The sequence below is a fragment of the Serratia sp. H1w genome, assembly GCF_000633355.1.
Taxonomy (GTDB): Bacteria; Pseudomonadota; Gammaproteobacteria; order Enterobacterales; family Enterobacteriaceae; genus Chania.
In genome coordinates this window covers 1-20,790 of the sequence record NZ_AYMQ01000062.1, presented here as the reverse complement: position 1 = coordinate 20,790, position 20,790 = coordinate 1, and the positions used below count along the sequence as shown (strand labels likewise).

Annotated in this window: 20 protein-coding genes and 3 tRNA genes; 10 read left to right on the top strand and 13 right to left on the bottom strand. The window is 55.5% G+C overall.

Annotated elements, in window-relative coordinates; translation table 11 throughout:
• Positions 1-20 precede the first annotated feature (20 nt).
• Genes amiB through nnr form a run of 3 tightly spaced genes read right to left on the bottom strand, consistent with a single transcriptional unit; the run spans position 21 to position 3,754 of the window.
• Complete coding sequence (gene amiB / locus U869_RS0115500) at positions 21-1,751, bottom strand: N-acetylmuramoyl-L-alanine amidase AmiB (RefSeq protein WP_025122311.1); 1,731 nt, start codon at positions 1,749-1,751, stop codon at positions 21-23.
• 7 nt (positions 1,752-1,758) lie between these two features.
• Positions 1,759-2,229 carry a tRNA (adenosine(37)-N6)-threonylcarbamoyltransferase complex ATPase subunit type 1 TsaE gene (gene tsaE / locus U869_RS0115495; RefSeq protein ID WP_025122312.1) on the bottom strand — a complete coding sequence of 157 codons (471 nt, stop codon included), beginning with the start codon at positions 2,227-2,229 and terminating at the stop codon, positions 1,759-1,761.
• Positions 2,230-2,239: 10 nt separating this feature from the next.
• Complete coding sequence (gene nnr, locus U869_RS0115490; protein WP_025122313.1) at positions 2,240-3,754, bottom strand: bifunctional ADP-dependent NAD(P)H-hydrate dehydratase/NAD(P)H-hydrate epimerase; 1,515 nt, start codon at positions 3,752-3,754, stop codon at positions 2,240-2,242.
• Between nnr and queG the strand changes: the two genes are divergently transcribed.
• Positions 3,753-4,892 carry a tRNA epoxyqueuosine(34) reductase QueG gene (queG, locus tag U869_RS0115485; protein WP_025122314.1) on the top strand — a complete coding sequence of 380 codons (1,140 nt, stop codon included), beginning with the start codon at positions 3,753-3,755 and terminating at the stop codon, positions 4,890-4,892. The genes nnr and queG overlap by 2 nt on opposite strands.
• Positions 4,893-5,497: 605 nt before the next feature.
• Here queG and U869_RS0115480 read toward each other — a convergent pair.
• From U869_RS0115480 to orn, 4 genes are all read right to left on the bottom strand, one after another.
• Positions 5,498-5,573 (bottom strand) — tRNA-Gly (locus tag U869_RS0115480).
• A gap of 54 nt (positions 5,574-5,627) precedes the next feature.
• Positions 5,628-5,703, bottom strand: a tRNA-Gly gene (locus U869_RS0115475).
• Positions 5,704-5,767: 64 nt separating this feature from the next.
• Positions 5,768-5,843: transfer RNA gene (locus tag U869_RS0115470), tRNA-Gly, on the bottom strand.
• Between the two features lie 180 nt (positions 5,844-6,023).
• The gene (gene orn / locus U869_RS0115465; protein WP_024530195.1) at positions 6,024-6,569 is read right to left on the bottom strand and encodes an oligoribonuclease; all 546 of its coding nucleotides are present in this window, start codon (positions 6,567-6,569) and stop codon (positions 6,024-6,026) included.
• A 162-nt stretch (positions 6,570-6,731) separates the two neighbouring features.
• Between orn and rsgA the strand changes: the two genes are divergently transcribed.
• From rsgA to mscM, 3 genes are all read left to right on the top strand, one after another.
• Complete coding sequence (gene rsgA / locus U869_RS0115460) at positions 6,732-7,781, top strand: small ribosomal subunit biogenesis GTPase RsgA (protein WP_025122315.1); 1,050 nt, start codon at positions 6,732-6,734, stop codon at positions 7,779-7,781.
• Between the two features lie 63 nt (positions 7,782-7,844).
• The gene (asd, locus tag U869_RS0115455; RefSeq protein WP_025122316.1) at positions 7,845-8,741 is read left to right on the top strand and encodes an archaetidylserine decarboxylase; all 897 of its coding nucleotides are present in this window, start codon (positions 7,845-7,847) and stop codon (positions 8,739-8,741) included.
• A gap of 13 nt (positions 8,742-8,754) precedes the next feature.
• Entirely contained in the window at positions 8,755-12,108 is a 3,354-nt protein-coding gene (gene mscM / locus U869_RS0115450) for a miniconductance mechanosensitive channel MscM (RefSeq protein ID WP_025122317.1), read from the top strand.
• Between the two features lie 123 nt (positions 12,109-12,231).
• Here mscM and epmA read toward each other — a convergent pair whose 3' ends face one another.
• Positions 12,232-13,209: an elongation factor P--(R)-beta-lysine ligase gene (epmA, locus tag U869_RS0115445; protein ID WP_025122318.1), complete on the bottom strand. Its 978-nt coding sequence runs from the start codon at positions 13,207-13,209 to the stop codon at positions 12,232-12,234.
• 401 nt (positions 13,210-13,610) lie between these two features.
• Between epmA and frdA the strand changes: the two genes are divergently transcribed.
• The 5 genes from frdA to blc all read left to right on the top strand — a co-directional run bounded on the left by frdA (position 13,611) and on the right by blc (position 17,542).
• On the top strand, positions 13,611-15,413 hold the full coding sequence (gene frdA, locus U869_RS0115440; RefSeq protein ID WP_025122319.1) for a fumarate reductase (quinol) flavoprotein subunit: 1,803 nt from the start codon (positions 13,611-13,613) through the stop codon (positions 15,411-15,413).
• Positions 15,406-16,140, top strand: a complete 735-nt coding sequence (locus U869_RS0115435) for a succinate dehydrogenase/fumarate reductase iron-sulfur subunit (RefSeq protein WP_024484774.1) — start codon at positions 15,406-15,408, stop codon at positions 16,138-16,140. Before frdA ends, U869_RS0115435 begins: the two co-directional genes overlap by 8 nt.
• Positions 16,141-16,156: 16 nt before the next feature.
• The gene (gene frdC, locus U869_RS0115430; protein ID WP_025122320.1) at positions 16,157-16,549 is read left to right on the top strand and encodes a fumarate reductase subunit FrdC; all 393 of its coding nucleotides are present in this window, start codon (positions 16,157-16,159) and stop codon (positions 16,547-16,549) included.
• 12 nt (positions 16,550-16,561) lie between these two features.
• Positions 16,562-16,921, top strand: coding sequence for a fumarate reductase subunit FrdD (gene frdD / locus U869_RS0115425; protein WP_025122321.1), 360 nt, complete (start codon positions 16,562-16,564; stop codon positions 16,919-16,921).
• An 87-nt stretch (positions 16,922-17,008) separates the two neighbouring features.
• Positions 17,009-17,542 carry an outer membrane lipoprotein Blc gene (blc, locus tag U869_RS0115420; RefSeq protein WP_025122322.1) on the top strand — a complete coding sequence of 178 codons (534 nt, stop codon included), beginning with the start codon at positions 17,009-17,011 and terminating at the stop codon, positions 17,540-17,542.
• Here the strand turns inward: blc and sugE are convergent.
• The 4 genes from sugE to efp form a co-directional block, all read right to left on the bottom strand.
• On the bottom strand, positions 17,536-17,853 hold the full coding sequence (gene sugE, locus U869_RS0115415; RefSeq protein WP_025122323.1) for a quaternary ammonium compound efflux SMR transporter SugE: 318 nt from the start codon (positions 17,851-17,853) through the stop codon (positions 17,536-17,538). The two genes, blc and sugE, sit on opposite strands and share 7 nt — an antisense overlap.
• Positions 17,854-18,022: 169 nt before the next feature.
• Positions 18,023-18,154, bottom strand: coding sequence for an entericidin A/B family lipoprotein (locus U869_RS0115405; protein ID WP_021807577.1), 132 nt, complete (start codon positions 18,152-18,154; stop codon positions 18,023-18,025).
• A gap of 120 nt (positions 18,155-18,274) precedes the next feature.
• Positions 18,275-18,406, bottom strand: a complete 132-nt coding sequence (locus tag U869_RS0115400) for an entericidin A/B family lipoprotein (protein ID WP_025122324.1) — start codon at positions 18,404-18,406, stop codon at positions 18,275-18,277.
• Positions 18,407-18,475: 69 nt separating this feature from the next.
• A complete protein-coding gene (gene efp, locus U869_RS0115395) occupies positions 18,476-19,042 on the bottom strand; it encodes an elongation factor P (RefSeq protein WP_025122325.1) in 567 nt (188 codons plus the stop codon).
• 42 nt (positions 19,043-19,084) lie between these two features.
• On the opposite strand from efp, the gene epmB reads away from it, so the two are divergent.
• Positions 19,085-20,113 (top strand): EF-P beta-lysylation protein EpmB, encoded by a 1,029-nt coding sequence (gene epmB / locus U869_RS0115390; protein WP_025122326.1) that lies wholly within the window; start codon positions 19,085-19,087, stop codon positions 20,111-20,113.
• A 74-nt stretch (positions 20,114-20,187) separates the two neighbouring features.
• Here epmB and U869_RS0115385 read toward each other — a convergent pair whose 3' ends face one another.
• Positions 20,188-20,532: a DUF4156 domain-containing protein gene (locus tag U869_RS0115385; protein WP_025122327.1), complete on the bottom strand. Its 345-nt coding sequence runs from the start codon at positions 20,530-20,532 to the stop codon at positions 20,188-20,190.
• Between the last annotated feature and the right edge of the window lie 258 nt (positions 20,533-20,790).

The following is a 20,790-nucleotide window of genomic DNA, read 5'->3' as shown; positions in this document are numbered from 1 at the left end:
GGCTCCCTCTGTGTTTGGCATCAAGCCTGCGGAATGATCAGCGTCCGATCCAGCGGCGCAACATCCGACTTTAATTTGTTAACCCGTTTAAGCTCGCTGACGCTGACACCATAATGCGCCGCGATAGATGACAGCGTATCACCACGAGTCACTTTATGTTTGCCCGGTTTGGTGCTTTTGGCCTTGGTCTGAACCAGCGCCGCCACCTTTTTCCCAGCGGGAACCTTCAGGCGCTGGCCAACCCAGACACCGTCTTTTTTCAGTTTGTTCAGATCGCGCAACGCCGCCATGCTGGTGCCATAGCTATCGGCAATGCCGGAAAGCGTTTCCGCCCGCTTCACCACGTGGATCTGCGTTTTGCCGGTGCTGGCGCTACTTCTGACCGGGTTGGTCACCGGATCAGCCTGTCTGAGATCTTCTGTTGTGGAGTTAACCGCCGCTGCGACGTCCAGCGGGCGGTTTTCCACCTTTGGGTCGGCTTGTAGCGGATGCGCCAGGAAATAACTGCGCAGGCCGTTGTGGATCGCCCGTGCAATTTTATCCTGATATGCGCTACTGCCCAGCAGTCGCTCCTCCGTGCTATTACTGATAAACCCGGTTTCCACCAGCAAGGATGGAATATCCGGTGAACGCAGCACTCCCAGGCTGGCGTGTTCCGGACGGCGTTTGTGCAATGACCCTACGACCTGTAACTGCTGTAATACCTTGACGGCCACGTCATAACCGACGCGCTGCGAATGGCCAAACTGCAGATCCAGCACGGCCTGACTCAGATAAGGATCGGCCTGGCTATTGGCCAGCAGATCGCCCGCACCGCCGAGCAATTCGGACTGTTTCTCGTGTTGTTCCAACCAACCGGCCATTTCGCTGTTGGCCCGGCGATTAGACAACACCCAAACCGAAGCCCCTTTAGCGCTACGGTTAGGTGCGGCATCCGCGTGGATGGAAACCAACACGTTGGCTCCCTGCTTACGCGCCACGTCAGAGCGCCCCATCACTGAAATGAAGTAATCCCCGTTACGGGTCATCACCGCTTTGAACATCGGATCGGCATCCAACAGCGCACGCAGGCGATGCGCAATAGCGATAGTGACGTTTTTCTCTTTCAGGCCGTTTGGCCCGATAGCGCCAGGATCTTGCCCACCGTGGCCGGCATCGATCGCTACCACCACCCGATCGCCAGAACCGGCGGATACCCGGCTACTGCGCGGAGTCACTCCGGTTGCCGTACCTGATACCACAGCCGACTTAGGAGTGAATGGATTTGCTTCGCTCTGTGTAGCCGCCGCTTTACGCACTGGCTCTTTCACCACCGGCACAGGTACTGGTACCGGGGCCTTACGGACAGGGGTGGCTTCAGAGGTGACAGTGAACACCACGATGTAAGTGTTGCCTTCCTGCCTGGTGCTGGTGCGAGTTTTGGCGCGCTGGGTTAAATCAAACACCAAACGGACGCTTTGCGCATCTTTCGGCTTGCTGGAACGAATGCTTTTTAGCAGATTCTGGCCGCTGAAGTTCAACGGCAGGCCACCCACCTTGCCCGTTTGGTTAACATCCAGTACGACCCGATCCGGCCCATGCAGCGTGGCAAAGGCGTAGTCAGGCGGGCCGGTAAAGCTCACCGAAACTATCGCCTCCCGCTGGGCGTTGGTCACCTTGACATCGGAGAGAGACGACGCCGCCCAGGCACCAAACGGCCCCAGTAGCGCAAGCAAGGCAATAACAGCAACTCTTCTGAACCCATACCTCATTGCTGCGTCATCCTTGTTGCCCCTGGATACGATCTAATAGCTGTTCGCCATAGGCTGAAACCGCCTGGAGTTGCGCCTGACGCCCTTCGTCATGGTAACTGAGATGCAGTTCCAGATCGGGATCGGGCAGCACGCCGGTACCCTGCTGTGGCCATTCCACCAGGCAAATCGAGTCCTGGGCAAAATAGTCACGGATACCCATAAATTCGAGTTCTTCCGGGTCGGCCAAGCGGTAAAGATCAAAGTGAAATACCGCCAGCGGTTGCAGCGCATAGGGTTCGACCAGCGTATAGGTCGGGCTTTTTACATTGCCCTGATGGCCTAACGCCTGCAAAAAGCCGCGGCTGAAGGTGGTTTTACCGGCACCCAAATCGCCATAAAGATAAATCACACTGGCACGATCGCACGCCTGGGCCAACACGGCACCCAGTGCGACTGTGGCTGCCTCATCCGGCAGCGGTAAAACGAGTTCTTTCATTCGATAATGTCTATTTTGCCAACTGAGGGTTAACGTAATGTGGGATCATCGGCAGCAGATCGGTTGCCAGTAATCCTCTTGTTCCTTGTTGTTCTGCCACGCTATCCGCAGCAGCACCGTGCACGACACAGCCCGCGCAGGCGGCATCATACAGCGCCAGCTTTTGCGCCAGCAAACCGCCAATGATACCCGACAGCACATCTCCCATGCCACCGGACGCCATGCCCGCGTTGCCAACGTCGGCGATCGCCATCTCTCCATGCTCATCGGCGATCAACGTGCCTGCGCCTTTCAGCACCACAACGCCGCCGTATTGCGCCACCAGCCTGCGGGTTGCAAGTAAGCGATCACTCTCAATATCAGCGGTGCGGCAGCTCAATAATCGTGCGGCTTCGCCAGGGTGCGGGGTAATGATACGATTCTGACGCTTCTCAGGGTGTAATGCCAGCAAGTTAAGCGCATCCGCATCCCATAAGGTTGGTTTATCACTGGCTTGCAGCTGCTTCAACGCATTATGACCCCAATCGCCCTGGCCAAGCCCCGGGCCAATCACCACCACATCGGCCCAGTCAAGCGCCTGTTGCAGGGTATCATCACTCAGCCGTTGCACCATCAGTTCAGGCCGTGCGGTCAGCAGCGGCCCGATGTTCTCACTGTGAGTAAGCACTCGCACTAATCCGGCCCCCGCACGCAATGCCGCTTCCGCCGCCATGCGGATTGCCCCGCCAAAACCGTGATCCCCGCCAACCAGCAACAAACGACCATGCTCCCCTTTATGAGAACAAGGACGGCGAGGCTTCAGCCACCGGTCTACATCGCCAGCCGTCAGCCGCTCAATCTGTGGGGACTGTAATGCCAGCCAGTCCGTCAATCCTAGCGTACTGTAGTGCAATTGCCCCACCCAATCGCGTGCCTGCCCGGTCAGCAGCCCAGGCTTGAGAGCAATAAACGTCAATGTGTGGGTTGCGCGGATAGTGGCTCCCGGCACGGCTCCGCTTTCAGCCAGCAGGCCAGACGGAATATCCAAAGCAATCACCGGCGCATCGGCTCGGTTGGCCGCCTCGATCAGGGCATCATAAGGTGCTCTGGGGGCTGCCCCCAATCCGGTGCCTAACAAACCATCGATGATGAGATCGAAATCCACAGGCCAACGGCTGGTCGCAGGTAGAACTTCACCGCCGCTTTCCAACCAGGCTTGCCGGGCAGCAGACGCTTCAGGCGGTAGTGAACGACCCCCTTCGCAAGCAATGAGAGTCACCTTGATACCCGCCGCACGAGCCAGACGCGCAACCACATAGCCATCACCACCGTTATTGCCATGCCCACACAGCACCAGCCAATGCCTGCTGGCCGGATACCGGTCACACGCCAGCTCATAGGCAGCCGCGCCAGCACGCTGCATTAACGAATATAACGAAAGGCCCAAGGAAGCGGCGGCGGCAGGTTCTGCCTGCCGGATCCAGTCCGCAGACCAAACAGAGTGTGGTAAACTGGAGCAGTACTGTTTCTCACTATGGCCCGTCATGACACACCCCCTCGATCTCGATCAATTAGCCCAACATATCAAGCAATGGGGGCAATCGCTAGGATTCCAGCAGGTTGGGATCTGCGATACCGATCTCAGCGCGGAAGAGCCCAGATTGCAGGTATGGCTGGATAAGCAATACCACGGTGAGATGGAGTGGATGGCACGTCACGGCATGATGCGCGCACGGCCACACGAATTATTGCCCGGCACGCTGCGGGTCATCAGCGTGCGCATGAACTATCTGCCCGCTAAAGCCGCGTTCGCCAGTACGTTAAACAACCCAGAGCTGGGCTACGTTAGCCGCTATGCGCTAGGGCGCGATTATCACAAACTGCTGCGCCAACGGCTAAAAAAGCTCGGCGATCAAATCCAGGCTTACTGCGGTGAGCTGAATTTCCGCCCCTTTGTGGATTCGGCGCCGATCATGGAGCGCGCATTGGCCTCAAAGGCCGGTATTGGCTGGGTTGGTAAACACTCACTGATCCTCAACCGCGAAGCGGGTTCCTGGTTCTTTCTGGGGGAGTTATTGATCGACCTGCCCTTGCCGGTGGATAAGCCGCAGGAAGAACAGTGCGGCCGCTGTGTGGCATGCATCACCACTTGCCCGACCGGCGCCATCGTTGCCCCTTATACCGTTGATGCCCGGCGCTGCATCTCCTACCTGACCATCGAGCTGGAAGGCGCGATCCCAGAAGAGTTCCGGCCACTGATGGGCAATCGCATCTATGGTTGCGACGATTGCCAGCTGATTTGCCCATGGAATCGCTTTTCACAACTGACCGATGAAGACGATTTCAGCCCACGCGCTGCGCTGCATGCCCCGCAACTGATCGAACTGTTTGGTTGGAACGAAGAGAAGTTTCTGCGTATCACCGAAGGATCGGCGATCCGACGTATCGGCCATTTGCGTTGGTTACGCAATATCGCGGTCGCCCTCGGCAATGCCCCCTATTTAGATCAGATCGTCCTCAGCTTGCAGGCCCGACAAGGTCAGGATCCGATGTTGGACGAGCATATCCACTGGGCACTGGCTCAACAGCTGGCGCGTCGTGAAGCCGTGGCGGTTGAAGTGCAGACTATGCAGAAAAAACGTTTAATTAGGGCCGTCGAGAAAGGATTACCGAGGGATGCTTAAAAAACCACCACACCTACCCTGTGGATTTGTGCATAAAAATAAAAATGCGTTGTCTTTCAAGCGTAACAAAAAGAGCAAGTGATCGAGATAACGTTTTATAAGAAATAAATATTGATTTTTATCAACAAGATAAAAATTTTGATTGCGCGATGTTGCTTTTTTAAACTGCAGGCATTATGTCCGTAAGCTGTGGATAACTCTGTTCACAACATTTTGTCTGGCAATGTATAACCGAAAAGAAAACCGCGCCTAAAGCCGCGTGGAGCTGACTTTATCCGAGGAAAACGAGTATGGGGATTTAACTATAGAAGGTGCTTAAAAGGCCAAGTTTTATTCATCGGTCCTCACACAGCGGGCTGATTCTAGACACATTCGACGCCGATTTCAAGCTTGTTTTGCCTTCCGCACAGCAATAACTCGGCAGCCTGGCTATGACCTGATTTTCAAACGTTGAAGTCCTCAGTTATTAACCCTGAAACGACGGTAGAACCCGATCATTTTCATGGTAACGATGCGGACAGGCGTATGGACGTTGCAGAAAACTGAACGTATCAGTGCCTTTCGGGCGCTATTTTATGAAGTTTGACGTTTTGATAAGAAGAAATTGGAGCGGGAAACGAGACTCGAACTCGCGACCCCGACCTTGGCAAGGTCGTGCTCTACCAACTGAGCTATTCCCGCATTGAGATGCTTGAGCATCCGGCCAACAATTAACAGCATGGCCTTTGAAATTTTTGGAGCGGGAAACGAGACTCGAACTCGCGACCCCGACCTTGGCAAGGTCGTGCTCTACCAACTGAGCTATTCCCGCGTCGCATGGGTACTACTTTAACTACTTTTTCTTCATCATGCTACATCAGCAGCATTGTTGAATTTGGAGCGGGAAACGAGACTCGAACTCGCGACCCCGACCTTGGCAAGGTCGTGCTCTACCAACTGAGCTATTCCCGCCCGGCGCAACGATGGTGAATAGAATGAAATTCTTCATCGGTACGGGGTGCGCATTATACGAGAAATCCTTTCTGCTGCAAGCCCCTGAAAGCAAAAAAACGCGTTTTTTGTTTGATTGCTGCTTTAAACACCTAAATGGTGGATTAAGCGCCAACAAGGCGCTCAGGGGCACTACACGCATTACAACTGAATAAAATGCTCGCGGTAGTACGCCAGTTCCGCAACGGATTCACGGATATCATCCAGCGCCTGATGGGTGCCTTGCTTTTTGAAGCCTGGCAGGATCTCCGGTTTCCAGCGGCGTGCCAGTTCCTTCAAGGTGCTGACATCCAGATAGCGATAATGAAAGTAGGCTTCCAGCAGCGGCATATAGCGGAACAGGAAACGGCGATCCTGACCCACGCTGTTGCCACAAATAGGGGATTTACCCGCAGGAACCCACGCTTGCAGAAAAGCGATGGTGGCCAACTCGGCGGCACGGTCATCATGCTGGCTGGCTTTGACCCGCTCCACCAGCCCGCTGCCGGTATGAGTCCGCACATTCCAGTCATCCATCAGTGCCAGTTGCTCATCAGATTGATGCACTGCGATCACCGGTCCTTCGGCAAGGATATTCAAGTTGGCGTCGGTCACCAACGTCGCAATCTCGATAATGCGATCGCGTTCAGGGTCCAACCCGGTCATCTCCAGATCGATCCAAATCAGGTTGTTTTCGTTTCCTGTCATGATTTTTCCTGCGTAAAAGCCGAAAGATAAACAAACCACGGGTTTGCCCGTGGTCAATGCCAACGTGCGTGGCGGCCAACAACGGTTATTTAATATAAAATAGTGTGTATCATAGCCTTTTTGCTCGCCCCGAGCGATAAATGCCGATTCAAGTGAGGCTCAGTGAGTAAGAACAAACTGTCCAAAGGTCAAGAACGCCGCGTACAGGCCAACCATCAGCGCCGCCTGAGGCGCACTGACAATAAGCCGGAACTGGATGATTCCCAATTGGGCGAACCACAAGACGGGATCGTGATCAGCCGTTTTGGCATGCACGCCGACGTTGAAGCCGCAGACGGCACCCAGCATCGCTGCAACATTCGCCGTACCTTACGGTCGCTGGTTACCGGCGATCGCGTGGTCTGGCGCCCTGGCGTAGGCACCCATGCAGGAGTTAAAGGCATCGTTGAGGCGGTGCACGAACGTACCTCGGTGCTGAACCGCCCAGATATCTACGACGGTGTTAAACCTATCGCCGCCAATATCGATCAGATCGTCATCGTTTCGGCCATTTTACCCGAACTTTCCCTCAATATGATCGATCGCTACCTGGTCGCCTGCGAAACGCTGGAAGTCGAGCCGCTGATCGTCCTCAACAAGATCGATCTGCTGGATGCCGAAGCGCGCAAAACGGTCGACGGCATGATGGATATCTATCGTCATATCGGCTATCGAGTTCTGGAAGTGTCCAGCCAGACCCGTGAAGGGATGGAAGCCTTTGAGCAGGCACTGGCCGGGCGCATCAGCATCTTTGCCGGGCAGTCTGGCGTGGGCAAGTCCAGCCTGTTGAATGCCCTGCTGCCACAGACAGAAAAGCAAATTCTGGTAAATCAGGTTTCCGACGTCTCCGGCCTGGGGCAACATACCACCACGGCTGCGCGGTTGTATCACTTCCAACACGGTGGTGATGTAATCGACTCCCCTGGCGTACGCGAATTCGGCCTGTGGCACTTGGATCCAGAGCAGGTCACTCAGGCCTATGTCGAATTCCGCGACTATTTAGGCGGTTGTAAATTCCGTGACTGCCGTCACGACACCGATCCGGGTTGCGCCATTCGTGCCGCGATGGAAAGTGGCGCGATAGCCAAAGAGCGTTTCGACAACTATCACCGCATCCTGGAAAGCATGGCGCAGGTTAAAACCCGCAAAAACTTCCCGGACGCAACTAACTGATCCACCGTGCGGATGTGCGCTCATCGCCACACCCGCTCTGATATCCCCTTTTAAGAGGTTAATGTGCTGGATAGCATCAAAATTAAATTACAGTATTGGCTGCCAAAGCTGGCGTTAACCCGCCTGGCAGGCTGGGGCGCAGATAAACAAGCCGGTTGGTTGACAACGCTGGTGGTAAAAGCGTTCGCCCGCTATTACCGCGTTCAGATGCAGGAAGCACAGAACCCGGATTTGGCCTCCTATGCCACGTTCAATGAGTTCTTCGTTCGCCCATTACGTGACGGCGCACGCCCGATCGTAGCGGAACCTCACGTGCTGGCACTGCCAGCAGATGGTGCCATCAGCCAGCTCGGTGCGATCCGCGACGATCAGATTTTCCAGGCCAAAGGCCATAATTACACGCTGGAAGCCCTGTTGGCAGGCAACTATCTGTTGGCGGAACCTTTCCGTAACGGTCTGTTCGCCACCACTTACCTGGCCCCAAGCGACTACCATCGCGTCCATATGCCTTGCGACGGCGTGCTGTGCGAAATGATCTATGTGCCGGGCGATCTGTTCTCGGTCAATCCGCTGACCGCCGCCAACGTACCAAACCTGTTTGCGCGCAATGAGCGGGTGATCTGCGTATTTGATACCGCCTTTGGGCCGATGGTGCAGATCCTGGTCGGTGCCACTATTGTCGGCAGCATCGAAACCGTCTGGGCCGGTACCGTCACACCACCACGCGAAGGCATCATCCGCCGTTGGACCTACCCGGCCGAAGGCATGGAAGGCGCGATCAAACTGGTCAAAGGTGAAGAGATGGGCCGCTTCAAACTTGGTTCCACGGTCATCAACCTGTTCACACCCGGCAGCGTGCAGTTCGCTCCACACCTGAACAACGGCACCGTGACTCGCATGGGCCAGGTTTTTGCAGAAACCGCGGCCGCGCCAGACGCAACCGTCACACCGCAGACCTAAGGGAATTGATGCTGTGCGCCTGATTATCTCGTTATTGCTCAGCCTGCTACTGATCCAGCCGGTGCTGGCCGCCACGATCCCCAACGAGTCCCAGTTACGGCAAGAACTGAAGCTGGCCGAGGGCAATAAAAACGCGCCTAATCAGGCGGAAACGGTTGAGGCGCTGCAAAGTGCCCTCAACTGGCTCACCGAACGCAAAGAGTCGCAGAACAATTCCCAGCAGTATCAGCGGGTGATCGACGATTTCCCGAAGATGACGCAGGAACTGCGCCGTCAGCTCACCATCGAAGAAGCCAAAATCCTGCCCAACGGCGAGAACCTGCCCGCCAGCGATCTGGAGCAGTTGATCCTGCAAACCAGCAGCCAACTGCTGGAACAGGCCCGTCTGTTGCAACAGGAGCAGGACCGCACGCGCGAAATCAGCGATTCTCTCAGCCAACTGCCACAGCAGCAAACCGAAGCCCGCCGCGCGTTAACGGAAGTACAGCGTCGCTTGCAGGCACAAGGTAATAACCAGACCACTCCATTGGCGCTGGCTCAGCTTGCCGTATTACAGGCTGAGGCGGCGGCACGTAAAGCGAAAGTGGATGAGCTGGAGTTGGCTCAGCTCTCGGCCAATAACCGTCAGGAATTGGCGCGGATGCGTGCCGATGTCTACAAGACCCGCCATGCAAAAATTGATGTCCAACTTCAGGCATTGCGTAACAACCTCAATAGCCAACGCCAGCGAGAAGCAGAACGGGCGCTGGAAAAAACCGAGCAATTGGCCGAACAGAATGGCGATTTGCCCGCCAGCCTGCGCAAGCAGCTGCAAATCAACCGCGAACTGTCCGCCGCGCTGAACGATCAGGCGCAGCAGATGGATCTGATCTCTTCCCAACAGCGCCAGGCCGCCGCACAAACGTTGCAGGTACGCCAGGCGTTGAGCACCATCATCGAGCAATCCCAATGGCTGAGCGCCTCTACCGCGCTGGGGGAAACCCTGCGCGCCCAGGTTGCCACCTTGCCAGAGATGCCAAAGCCCCAACAGTTGGACAACGCCATGGCCGATCTGCGGGTACAGCGCCTGCGGTTTGAAAGCCAACTGGAAAGCCTGCCACAGCGGGCTAAAGAGTTTAAGCAGGATGACGGCTCGCCACTGACCAGTGCCCAACAGCGTATCGTCGATGCTCAGCTACGCACTCAGCGTGAACTGCTGAATTCGCTACTGTCCGGCTGCGATACCCAGATCCTTGAGTTGACCAAACTGAAGGTAGCCAACACCCAGTTGATCGATGCGTTGAACGAAATCCAGGATGCGGCGCACCGTTATCTGTTCTGGGTGCCAGACATCAGCCCCATCACCCTGTCGTATCCGCTAAACGTGGCGCAGGATCTGACTCGTGTGCTGTCATTGGATACCCTGACGCAGCTCAGCGGTGCCTTCGTGATGATGGTCACTAGCCGGGAAACCTTGATCCCGCTGTTTGGTGCGGTGCTGTTGGTGATCTTCAGCATCAGTTCGCGCAAGCATTACCATGCGTTCCTGGCGCGAGCCAGCAGCAGAGTAGGCAAGGTCACGCAGGATGAATTCCTGCTGACGCTGCGCACCGTATTTTGGTCAATTCTGGTGGCATTACCGCTACCGGTGTTGTGGGCTGCTTTGGGCTTCGGCTTGCAGAACGCCTGGCCGTATCCAGTGGCCGTCGCGATCGGGGAAGGCGTCACCGCCACGCTGCCAGTGCTGTGGGTCTGTATGATTAGCGCGGCCTTTGCCCATCCGCAAGGGTTGTTCATCGTCCATTTCCGTTGGCCGGCGAAGCAGGTTTCCCGCGCCATGCGTTATTATCAGATGTCGATCTGGCTGATCGTGCCGTTGATTATGGCGCTGATCTCTTTCGACAATTTTAACGATCGCGAATTCTCCAATACTCTGGGCCGCCTGTGCTTCATCCTGCTGTGTCTGGCGCTGGCGTTGGTCACCAACAGCCTGAAACGAGCCGGTATTCCGCTGTATCTGGATAAGAAAGGCTCCGGCGAGAACGTGATCAACACCGCGCTGTGGGGGCTACTGCTTTCCGCACCGCTGATTGCCGCGCTGGCGGCCACCGTCGGCTATCTGACTACCGCGCAGAAGCTGCTGGCGCGTCTGGAAACCTCGGTCGCCATCTGGTTCCTGCTGCTGGTGATTTACCACATTATCCGTCGCTGGATGCTGATCCAACGCCGTCGCATCGCCTTTGACCGTGCCAAACAGCGCCGTGCCGATATCCTGGCGCAGCGTGCCAAAGGCGAAGATGAGTCTTCACATACCCCGAACAGCATCGAAGGTGCGTTAGAGGTGGATGACACAGAAATCGATCTGGACGCCATCAGCGCCCAGTCGTTGCGGCTGGTGCGCTCGATCCTGACGATGGTGGCCCTGGTCTCGGTGATCGTCCTGTGGTCCGAGATCCACTCGGCCTTCGGCTTCCTGGAAAATATCAAGCTGTGGGATGTCACCTCCACAGTGAATGGTATCGATATCGCCCAACCGATCACCATGGGGGCGCTGCTGATCGCCATCCTGGTGCTGATCGTCACCATGCAGTTGGTGCGTAACCTGCCTGCGTTGCTGGAGCTGGCGGTGTTGCAGCACCTGGATCTGACGCCTGGCACCGGCTATGCCATTACCACCATCACCAAGTATCTGTTGCTGCTATTCGGCGCGATCCTCAGCTTTGCCTGGATCGGTATTGAATGGTCGAAACTGCAATGGGTGGTCACCGCGCTCAGCGTGGGCTTGGGCTTTGGTATGCAGGAGATCTTCTCCAACTTTATCTCTGGCCTGATCATTCTGTTTGAAAAACCGATCCGCATCGGCGATACGGTCACCATCCGAAACCTGACGGGTACCGTCACCAAGATCAATACCCGCGCCACCACCATTTCAGACTGGGACCGCAAAGAGATCATTGTGCCCAACAAGGCGTTTATCACCGAACAGTTTATCAACTGGTCGCTGTCGGATACGCTGACCCGTGTGGTATTGACCGTACCGGCACCGGCAGAAGCGAATACGGAAGAGGTGACCAAGATCCTGATCAACTCGGCGGAGCGCTGCTCACTGGTGCTCGATAACCCGGCACCGGAAGCCTATCTGGTCGATCTGCAACAGGGTATCCAGATCTTCGAGCTGCGTATCTACGCTGCCGAAATGGGCCACCGCATGCCGTTACGTCACGAGATCCACCAGCTCATCCTGGCCGGTTACCGTGAGCACGGCATCACGCTGCCATACCCACCGTTCCAGGTTCGCACCGAGACGCTGTCGCGCATGACCAGCAATGGCCGCACGCCTGCATCAACGCCACCGCGCAACACACGCCGCGAATCGGGCGGGCTATAAATGCAAAAAGGGTTCGGCAAGCCGAACCCTTTAAACTGATGACAAAGCAATTAAACGGGCGCAGCGTGCAGCGCCCCTACGTAGTGAGTCTAGTGGAAGTTTATCGGCTCCCTACGTATCTGGTTACGCTCGGCTAACCGGAAACGCAATCACTTCGCTCAGGCTTTCCGCTCCCAATGCCAGCATCACCAAACGATCGACCCCCAGCGCCACGCCAGCACACTCCGGCATACCATGCTTCAACGCATCCAGCAGGTTGTTATCAATCGGGTGCTCCGGCAGGCCACGCGCCACGCGTTTACGATTGTCCTGGGTAAAGCGCTGACGTTGCTCATCGCCGTCGGTCAACTCGCGGAAACCATTCGCCAGCTCAAGACCTTTGAAATAAACCTCAAACCGCTCGGCGACACGGTGATCTTCCGTGCTGATCTCTGCCAGTGAGGCCTGTGAGGCCGGGAAGTGGTAAACGAATGCCGGTTTATCACGGCCGATATGCGGTTCGACGCCCACGGTGAACAGCAGTTGCAGCAAGTTATCGCGGTCTTCTTCCGTATCGGCAATATTGCTCAGATCGAGCTTGGCCGCCGCCTCACGCAGTTGTGCCTTTTCCGCCGACAGCGGATCGAGATCCAGATGACGCAGGAACGCCTGCTGATAGGACAGGGTTTCCGCACTATCGCAATCCAGCACCTGTTGCAGCAGATCGTCCACTTCATTCATCAGGCGGTACATATCGTAGTGCGGGCGATACCATTCCAGCATGGTGAACTCAGGGTTGTGATGCCGCCCCGCTTCTTCATTACGGAAGCTGCGCCCCAGCTGATAGATCGGGCCGCTACCGGCCGCCAGCAGGCGCTTCATGTGGTATTCCGGGCTGGTCATCATGTACAGCGTCAGGCCATCTGCCGCGCCCGGGCCGACGAAACGCGTCTGGAACGGCACCAGGTGGATGTCGGTGACCGTCGCCTGGCTCATGGCCGGGGTCTCAACTTCCAACACCCCACGATCGGCAAAGAAGCGCCGGATCTCAGCCAGTATCGCTGCGCGCTTCAACAAATTGGCGATGGGTGCACTTGGCTGCCAGCTTGCCGTTTCGCTCATGGTAATTACTCCGAAATCAAACAGGGGGTGCAGTCTACTCGCATCCTCTCAAGCAAACAAATTCTTGGCTATTGTGTGCACTGGTCTACATTAAAATAATAAAAAACATATAAGCCATATAAACCACCGGTAATCGCTTTAATCGAAGACAAAGGCGATGCAACGCGTTCTTTTTGCAGGAATGCCTCTTGCGTAACGGTTAAAAGACAAAACAATCGATCACATCAAATTTCTACTACTTAACTTTAGGTATAGTCATAACCCTATATTGAGTAGCAGTTATCTATTCTTAGTCTTTAGTCTAACAAGTCACTGAATAAGCTTAGCACCCGAAGCATTTTTATAAATATTAAGCATAGATTATTAATTTGTCGTTTTAACAAGAATATTGGAGGAGTGCAGTGCAAACCTTTAACGCCGACCTAGCCATCATTGGTGCCGGGGGAGCTGGTCTACGGGCAGCCATAGCCGCCGCGGAAGCCAATCCCCAACTGAAAATCGCGCTGATATCAAAAGTTTATCCGATGCGCAGCCACACGGTAGCCGCCGAAGGGGGCTCCGCTGCAGTCACTCAGGATCACGACAGCTACGACTATCACTTCCAGGACACCGTAGCCGGTGGCGACTGGCTGTGTGAGCAGGACGTGGTCGATCACTTTGTTCACAGCTGCCCACGTGAAATGGCTCAGTTGGAGCAATGGGGCTGCCCTTGGAGCCGTAAACCGGACGGTTCAATCAACGTGCGCCGCTTTGGTGGCATGAAGATCGAACGTACCTGGTTCGCCGCCGATAAAACCGGCTTCCACATGCTGCACACCCTGTTCCAGACCTCGCTGAAATACCCGCAAATCCAACGCTTCGACGAGCACTTCGTATTAGATGTGCTGGTAGATGATGGTCAGGCGCGTGGCGTGGTTGCCATGAACATGATGGAAGGCACTCGCGTGCAGATCCGTGCCAACGCGGTCATTATGGCCACCGGTGGTGCAGGCCGCGTTTATCGCTATAACACCAACGGCGGCATCGTCACCGGCGACGGTATGGGGATGGCGTTCCACCACGGCGTGCCACTGCGTGACATGGAGTTCGTGCAATATCACCCAACCGGCCTGCCAGGCTCCGGCATCCTGATGACCGAAGGCTGCCGCGGTGAAGGCGGTATACTGGTTAACAAAGATGGCTACCGCTACCTGCAAGACTACGGCATGGGCCCGGAAACCCCGTTGGGCGAGCCAAAGAACAAATATATGGAGCTGGGCCCGCGTGACAAAGTATCGCAGGCTTTCTGGCACGAATGGCGTGCTGGCCGCACCATCGCCACACCGCGCGGCGACGTGGTCTATCTGGATCTGCGCCACCTGGGCGAGAAGAAACTGCTGGAGCGTCTGCCGTTCATCTGTGAGCTGTCAAAAGCTTACGTGGGCGTCGATCCGGTCAAGGATCCAATCCCGGTACGCCCAACCGCGCACTACACCATGGGCGGTATCGAAACCGATCAGAACTGTGAAACCCGTATCAAAGGGCTGTTCGCCGTCGGCGAATGTTCCTCGGTTGGCCTGCACGGCGCAAACCGCCTGGGCTCCAACTCACTGGCTGAGCTGGTGGTATTTGGGCGTGTGGCCGGTGAGCACGCAGCCCGCCGCGCATTGGAAAGCGGCCCGGCCAACGGCAGCGCGCTCGAAGCGCAAGGCCGCGACGTGGAAACCCGTCTCAGCAACCTGATGAAACAGGAAGGTAGCGAGAACTGGTCGAAGATCCGCGACGAAATGGGTCTGTCGATGGAAGAAGGCTGCGGTATCTACCGTACGCCGGAGCTGATGCAGAAAACCATCGATAAGCTGGCAGAGCTGAAGGAGCGATTCAAACGCGTCAAAATCACCGACAACTCCAGCGTTTTCAATACCGACCTGCTGTACACCATCGAACTGGGCTACGGCCTGGACGTTGCCGAATGTATGGCGCACTCGGCCTTCAACCGTAAAGAATCACGCGGCGCACACCAGCGTCTCGACGAAGGTTGTACCGAGCGTGACGACGTAAACTTCCTGAAACACACGCTGGCGTTCCATAACCCGAACGGCGCACCACGCCTGGAGTACAGCGACGTGAAAATTACCAAACTGCCACCGGCCAAGCGTGTCTATGGCGCAGCAGCCGAAGCGCAGGACAAAGAGAGAAAGGATAAGGAGCAGGCGAATGGCTGAGCTGAAAACCCTGAAAATCGAGGTCATGCGCTATAACCCGGAACGCGACGCCGAGCCGCATTTCGAGACCTTCAGCGTACCTTACGATGAGCAGACTTCGCTGCTGGACGCACTGGGCTATATCAAAGATAACCTGGCGCCAGACCTGTCCTACCGCTGGTCGTGCCGTATGGCCATCTGTGGTTCTTGCGGCATGATGGTCAACCGTGTGCCGAAACTGGCCTGTAAAACCTTCCTGCGTGAATATACCGACGGCATGAAGGTTGAGGCGCTGGGTAACTTCCCGATCGAGCGCGATCTGGTGGTGGATATGACCCACTTCATCGAGAGCCTGGAAGCGATCAAGCCTTATATCATCGGTAACGATCGCAAGCCGGAAGATGGCCCGAACGTGCAAACCCCGGCGCAAATGGCGAAGTATCACCAGTTCTCTGGCTGCATCAACTGCGGCCTGTGCTACGCCGCTTGCCCACAGTTCGGCCTCAATCAGGAATTTATCGGCCCGGCAGCCATTACGCTGGCACACCGCTATAACCTGGATAACCGTGACCACGGCAAGAAACAGCGTATGCCGCTGCTTAACGGCCAGAACGGTGTCTGGTCCTGTACGTTTGTTGGCTACTGCTCTGAAGTCTGTCCAAAACACGTCGATCCGGCCGCTGCGATCCAGCAGGGCAAGGTTGAGAGTGCCAAAGACTTCATGATCGCAATGCTGAAACCGCAATAAGGGAGGGGAGACAGCAATGACAACACAACGTAAGCCCTATGTGCGTACCATGACGCCAACCTGGTGGCAAAAGCTGGGTTTCTACCGTTTCTACATGCTGCGTGAAGGCACTTCGGTGCTGGCGGTGTGGTTCAGCCTGGTGCTGATCTACGGCGTCTTTGCCCTGAAGGGCGGCCCGGAAAACTGGGCCGGTTTTGTCGGCTTCCTGCAAAACCCGGTGGTGCTGTTGATTAACGTCATCGCCCTGCTGGCCGCCGCGCTGCATACCAAAACCTGGTTCGATTTGGCGCCAAAAGCTGCCAACATCGTAGTAAACAGCGAGAAAATGGGGCCGGAGCCAATCGTTAAGGCGCTGTGGGCAGTGACGATCGTCGTCACCGTGATCATTCTCGCCGTAGCGTTACTGTAATCCGGAGGAAACATGATAAATCAATCACCTAAGCGCTCTGACGAGCCGGTTTTCTGGGGATTATTTGGTGCTGGCGGTATGTGGGGCGCGATCGTTGCTCCGGCTATCGTGCTGCTGGTCGGCATTCTGCTGCCACTTGGCCTGTTCCCCGGCGAAGCTTTAGGCTATGACCGCGTGTTGGCGTTTTGCCAAAGCTGGATCGGCCGCCTGTTCCTGCTGCTGATGATCATTCTGCCATTGTGGTGCGGGCTACACCGTATCCACCATGCCATGCACGATCTGAAAGTCCACGTGCCTGCGGGCAAATGGGTATTCTATGGCCTGGCAGCCATTCTGAGCGTGGTTACCCTGATCGGGGTCGTCACACTGTAAGACCTCTGGCGGCCAACTTCCGTTGGTCGCCTGCTTCCCTCCTTTCGACTACACTGTTTAACTGTTACTGCTAAACAGGAGTCCCCCATGCGTTTCTGGTCAAAGCTTTGCGTCATGTTATCTGCTCTGGTTTCCGTTGCCTGTAGCGTGACACCCCCGAAGGACGTCAAGGTGGTAGACAACTTCGAAGCCAAACGCTATCTCGGCACCTGGTATGAAATCGCGCGTCTGGATCACAGCTTTGAACGAGGCTTGGAGCAGGTCACGGCCAACTACAGCCCACGTGAAGACGGCGGTCTGAAGGTGATTAACCGGGGTTATGACAGTAAGAAACAACAGTGGAAGGAAAGCGTAGGCAAGGCGTACTTTATCGGCTCACCGCAGACGGCCTCGCTGAAAGTCTCATTCTTCGGCCCTTTCTATGGCGGCTATAACGTCATCGATCTCGATCCGCAGTATCGCTATGCCTTGGTGGCAGGCCCAAACCGCAACTATCTGTGGATACTGTCGCGCACGCCGACGATAGAAGCCGCCACGCGCGACAGACTAGTGCAAATTGCCAAAGGCTACGGGTTTGATACCGCAGCACTGATCTGGGTAAATCAGCAGCCCACTCACTGACTGCTGAATTTTAGCCCCAGGATCCCGGCAACGATCAGACACAGACTGAGAATGCGCATGATGTTGGTCGACTCACCGAGCAGGATCATGCCCATTACCGCCGCACCTACCGCACCTATCCCGGTCCACACGGCGTAAGCCGTGCCCGCGGGCAGCGTTTTCATGGCGTGCGCCAGCAACACCATGCTCACCACCATCGCAGCGACGGTAATCAAACTGGGGGTCAAACGGGTAAAACCGTGGGTATATTTCAGGCCAATAGCCCAGACGACCTCTAACAGGCCCGCAAAAAGCAAAATAATCCATGCCATGAAACTGGCTCCAGAACTGTGGGGTCGTCCCCAGACAACAGAAGCGCAGGCGGGTCGTCCCACTTGGCTGATTGAAGGCGTTGATTATAACAAACAAGGCGATGAAATGGGTATTCCACGGAAGGGATATTCAAGCGTTGCCGTGGAATACCGTTGAACCCAAAGGAATTTACTGTGCGCTACGCTGGATCGCCTGACCACCAGCTTCAACATCTTTGCCCACGCCTTCGGTAGTATTGCAGCCCACCAGCGATGACAGGATCAACAAAGAGAAAATGGCGAAAATAGTTTTCTTCAGCATAAGATTACCCTTATTCGTTATTAGTGAAAAAGTGTAGCTCTCTAAGCGTAGTAAAAATCAGGAGGGTTGCCGGAATAAACGGATTTTTCTGCATTATCCGATTAATGGCGCTAATCGATATCAGCTGGCACCACGGGAAATCGCGCCGCCAAGGTGTTGCACGTCTTCACCAAAACCACGGAAGGTGTTGCAGCCGCTGAGAGACATCAGCAACAACAGAGAGACCACGACCAACAGCGTTTTCTTCATCATGCGGATCTGCCAACGTGTGACGGGAAAGGATAAAACAGAGGAACCACGGGGGTTCCTCTGCCTTGAAACTTATTTAACGCGGGAGACGTATTCGCCAGAGCGGGTGTCAACCTTGATCACTTCACCAATCTGCACGAACAATGGCACTTTAACCACTGCGCCAGTGCTCAGGGTAGCGGGTTTGCCGCCGGTACCTGCGGTGTCACCTTTCAGGCCTGGATCGGTATCGGTGATTTCTGCTTCGATAAAGTTCGGTGGCAGCACAGCGATAGGACGGCCATCCCAGAGGGTGACGATACATTCCGCATTGTCTTGCAGCCATTTCGCGACGTCAGAAACGGTTTTCTCTTCAACCTGATGCTGTTCAAAAGTCTCAGGGTGCATGAAGTGGTAGAACTCACCGTCGTTGTACAGGTAGTTCATGTTGGTATCTACCACGTCCGCGCCTTCGCAGGAATCGGTAGATTTGAAGGTTTTCTCAACGCGGGTGCCAGTCAGCAGGCGACGCATTTTAACGCGAGCAAAAGCCTGGCCTTTGCCTGGTTTTACGAACTCGCTGGATTCGATAGCGTAAGGTTCGCCTTCGAACATGATTTTAAGACCCGGACGGAAATCGTTGCTAGAATAAGTCGCCATGATGGCCCTCTGAAAATTTAAACTGGTAGCTTAGCCAAAAAAATGGCACACATTATAACCCAAAACACGGCGCATAGAGAAGATTGGTTGCATCAACTCGCCGATGTTATTACCGACCCCGATGAATTACTGCAGCTTCTGTCACTAAATACGCACCCGGAACTGCCGCAGGGGCGCGATGCACGCCGCCTGTTTGCGCTACGCGTGCCGCGTGCCTTTGCTGCGCGCATGCAACCCGGCGATGCCAATGACCCGTTGCTGCGCCAGGTACTCACCGCCAGCGCAGAATTCATCAATGCCCCAGGCTTCACGACCGATCCGCTGGATGAACAGCGCAGCGTGGTGCCGGGGTTGCTGCATAAATATCGCAATCGTGCCCTGCTGCTGGTCAAAGGCGGCTGTGCGGTTAACTGCCGCTACTGTTTCCGCCGTCATTTCCCCTATCAGGAGAACCAGGGCAACAAGGCAAACTGGCTTCAAGCGGTGGAGTATATCCGTCAACACCCGGAACTGGATGAAATTATTTTCTCCGGTGGCGATCCGCTGATGGCCAAAGACCATGAACTGGATTGGCTGATCGGGGAACTGGAAGCTATCCCACATCTTAAACGCCTGCGTATTCATACCCGTTTACCGGTAGTAATACCAGCCCGTATCACCGCCGCGCTGTGCCAACGCTTCTCAGCATCGCGCCTGCAGGTGCTGATGGTCACTCATATCAATCATGCCAACGAGATTGACCAATCGCTGCGCGCCAGTATGGCACAGTTGCGTAATGCAGGAGTAACGCTGCTGAACCAGAGCGTGCTGCTGCGAGGGATCAATGATGATGCCGATACGCTGGCGGCGCTGAGCAACGCATTGTTTGATGCGGGGATCCTGCCCTATTACATCCATGTGTTGGATAAAGTGCAGGGGTCGGCGCATTTCATGGTCAGCGACGACGAGGCCCGAGCAATCATGAAAAGTTTGCTCAGCAAGGTTTCCGGCTATCTGGTACCGCGCCTGACCCGTGAGGTTGGCGGCGAGCCAAGCAAAACCCCGCTAGATCTGCGCCTGATGCAAAGTTGAGTTGCCAGCATCAATGCAAAAAGAGGAATGCCTGGGCATTCCTCTTTTGTTTTATACGGCTGCTGATGCCTGCGTTATGGGCACTTATACACCTGGCCGATCATTTTGCTGTCCAGCGGTGCAAAACTTGAAAGCAGGTTCTGGCTTGGGCTGGTCGCACCGTAAATCACGTTGCCGCCCATTGCCGCTGCCTTGTTGCGCAGATCGTTGGCCGCGCCACGCATGGAACTGCCTTCACCACCGCTCCCGGACAACCAGTTGCTCTGAGTGCCGGTCACTTCGCCGACCAATTGGCATTCTGCCGCGGGCTTGGTATCGGTGAATTTGACCTGTTGACCTGCGGAGGTCAGTTCATTGGTGCTGCTGCACCCTGCCAGCAGCACCGCTGCCGAGAGACCCAGTAAGGCTTTAATCCGCATCTTGTTCCCCATATGATGTTGAGAATTACGCAAAAGCTTATCAGAAAGCGTTGCTATCTCTTAAGCATCCGTTGCCACCGGCCACTGGTGCCTGGTCAACGTCTTGAGCGACAGCTGATGAGCTATCAGTTTACACGCTTCACAGAAACGGTCTGCAAAAATATCTTCAAATTCAGCACCGACACATCGCTACGATAAAAACGGGCGCAGTAATCTGGCCAGCGACACCGAAGGTGCATAAAAAATCTATGGTCACCC